Genomic DNA, 2,309 nt, shown 5'->3' on the forward strand with positions numbered 1-2,309 from the left:
ATCCGCACGCGGCCATGTCACCTCGCGGATATTGGGGTCGTAGACCACCTTGATCCGCGTGACCTGCGGCGGCAGGGGGCCGCGCCACGCGGCCTCGACCAGGCGATAAGTCGAGGGCTTGCCGCCCGCGCCCTTGACGCGGAAGGCGACGTAGCCGGCCTTGACGAGATATTGGAGGTACGATTTCGCATCGACCTCCGAAATCCCAGAGGTCACATGAAGGTCGCGGATCGAGAAGACCTTGAGCGACCGCATGGCCCGCCAGGCGGCGGCACGGGCGCTGCCCTGCTGCACCGGATTGCCGTCCACATCGACACGCGGCGTGCGCCGCCCCGGATCGTTGGCCAGCTCATACCGGGCGGGCTGCCCCTTGCCGCCGCCGTGGACCGACAGGATGCCGGCGGCGACGAGGCAATTGGCGTAATGGCGCGCCGATGTCGGGTCGAGGCGGGCTGGCGCCGCGACATCTTCGAGCACGAAGGCGCGGAGCTCGCGGATCTTCGCCCACATGATGTCGCGTGGCATCCCGCGCCCCGCCGCTGCCATGGCGGCCGGGCTCTTCTGGCCCGCCGCCGGCTTGATGAGCATGGCGGGCGCCATCACAGCTTCCTCGTCGGCGCTTCGCCGGTGTCGAGGCTGCGCCCGCCCCACCAGGAGAGATCGGCGCGCTCGACGCCTTCGCGGATCGCGACCTGTTGCACCTGTTCGAGGTTGGACACGATTCGGCGGGTGCGGCCCCGCCGCTGCTCAACGATATGGCCGAGCAGATCGTCGGCGACCTCGATGCCGTCGACATACATCTCGGCCAGCTGGCGGGCGTCGGCCAGCGACGCCGGCTGCGCCGGCACCCAGACCAGCACCCGGTTATGCACCCGCTCATACCGCTTGAGCTTGGTCGGCAGGGCCTCCTCGCCGATCAGCACGATCGGCGCTTCGGACACCATGTGCAGCTCGCGCACCAGCTCGATCATGCCCTTGTCGACGAGAATGTCGGCCTCGTCGATCAGCAAGGTCGGCTGATAGTCCCGAAGGTGATCGCCGATCGCCTGCGCCATCTTGGCGATGGTCTTGGCCGGTATCAGGCCGAGGGCTATCGAGACGGTTTCGAGGAAGTCGCGCTTGCCCCAGCTCGACCGCGCCTCGACATGGACGGCTGCTTGCGTCGCCGCCGCCGTGGCGCAGGCTACCGTCTTGCCGAAGCCGGACGGGCCGTACATGCAGCCAAGGCCCGAGAGGTGATCGTTGCGCTTCCGCAGCCGCTCGATCGCTTCGAGCAGGCCCAGCACATTCCGCAGCATCGCGGCGGCCGGCTTGCCAATCTGTTGATGTCGTGTCACTTTGCAGTCCTCACATTTGGTTCTTGTTCAGCCCCGCCCGGTTGCCGCCGGGCGGGGTTACTCATGCCGACCTGCCGCCGGCCACCAGACCCTCCGCTCTCCATTTCTCGACGTTCAGTGCGGTCACCAGCTCGGCGTCCTTCCCGTAAGCCGTGTGCCAGCGGCGATCCCGCGCCTCGACCTCGGCCCCGGCCTTGATCAGGGCGTCCAGTTCCTTCCAGCGCGCGACGCGGCGGGTCTTGGCCTCGTCCTCGGCGTCCACGGCGGACGGAGACTTGCCCAGGGTGATGATCTGCGCAGGCTGGCGCGGCCCTGCGGCCTCGGGCGCCAGCGGCATCGGCCGCTCGCTGCCCGCCGCATCGGCGGCGGCCTCCAGGGCCGGTGTGCTGTAGGCCTCGGCCGGGCGCGGAAACTCCACGACCGGCGGCAGGGCCTCGCGGGCCAGCTCGGCCGCGACCTCGTGCATGGGACGGAGGCGCCGGGTGACGGATTGCAGGCGCTTGCGCAGGCTGGCGGTCTCGGCCCGCTGGTCGGCCCGCGCCTTGGCGGCGACCTCGGCCCGGGAAATGCCCAGCCGCTCAGGGTTCTCGGCCACGCACACGAAGGCGTCATCCTCGGCGGTGTAGACGTAAATCCGGCCCATGTCGGTCGGGTCCAGTCGCACCCGGACCTTGTGGCCGACCACCAGACCCGGCCCCCAGAAGCTGGCCTTTTCGACCGAAACGCCCTTCTTGGTGACGACGCGATAGCCGGCGCCCGAGGGCAGATCCATCAGCAGCAGGTCCAGCGCGCGGGGATCGCTTATCCGCCGGATTTCGCCGGCATAGGAGCGGGCGCGCTCGGCCGGGGTCAGCCCGTCGAGGCCGGCATGGGGACGCTGCGCGTAATCCTCGGCGCACCAGGCGTCGAGGCGGCGCTGCAACTCTTCGCCGGTCAACGAGACGCAGAAGGCGTCGTGATCGTCTTCGCCGA

Annotated in this window: 3 protein-coding genes; all 3 read right to left on the reverse strand. The window is 69.5% G+C overall.

Annotation, left to right across the window (positions count from 1 at the left end):
- Positions 1 to 600, reverse strand: a 600-nt coding sequence (locus DKG74_RS21305; RefSeq protein ID WP_109908193.1) for a hypothetical protein, incomplete at its 3' end; no start/stop codon positions are given.
- The gene (locus DKG74_RS21310; RefSeq protein WP_133251680.1) at positions 600 to 1,337 is read right to left on the reverse strand and encodes an AAA family ATPase; all 738 of its coding nucleotides are present in this window, start codon (positions 1,335 to 1,337) and stop codon (positions 600 to 602) included. The genes DKG74_RS21310 and DKG74_RS21305, both read right to left, overlap by 1 nt.
- Positions 1,338 to 1,398: 61 nt before the next feature.
- On the reverse strand, positions 1,399 to 2,309 hold a 911-nt coding region (locus tag DKG74_RS21315; protein ID WP_207779459.1), incomplete at its 5' end, for a Mu transposase C-terminal domain-containing protein.

Source organism: Zavarzinia aquatilis (assembly GCF_003173035.1).
GTDB classification, from domain to species: Bacteria; Pseudomonadota; Alphaproteobacteria; order Zavarziniales; family Zavarziniaceae; genus Zavarzinia; species Zavarzinia aquatilis.